General features: G+C 40.3%; 1 protein-coding gene. It reads left to right on the top strand.

Annotated elements, in window-relative coordinates; all coding sequences use genetic code 11:
• On the top strand, window positions 1-352 hold a 352-nt coding region (locus C1G53_RS00180; protein ID WP_153046621.1), incomplete at both ends, for an HTH domain-containing protein.

Below are 352 nucleotides of genomic sequence, written 5' to 3'. Positions count from 1 at the left end.
GATCTTCTCGATTCCATTGATTCGTACACCTACGTCATGAGCATGCCTGAGCGCATTCAGCTGATGTTGGTATATATCTGTATCACACCAGAAAGAGTGACCATTGAACGGCTAATGGAGTTGACAGAAGTCTCTCGTAATACGGTCTTAAATGATTTGAATGAAATTCGAACCCAGTTGGCTCAAGAACAATACAAGATGACCCTCTATGTGTCTAAGAGTCATGGCTATAGTCTCGTTTGTCACCCTTTAAATAAAATCCAATATGTCCACTCACTTCTCTATACCATCTTCTTGGATGCCAATAAAGGTTTTTTGCAGGTTCTAGAAGCTAAGTTATTTGAGTTGGTGG

Source organism: Streptococcus suis, assembly GCF_002960445.1.
In the GTDB taxonomy this organism is placed as follows: Bacteria; Bacillota; Bacilli; order Lactobacillales; family Streptococcaceae; genus Streptococcus; species Streptococcus hyiners.
The sequence above is the reverse complement of the archived record's forward strand: the minus strand, read 5'-3'. Positions and strand labels throughout refer to the sequence as shown.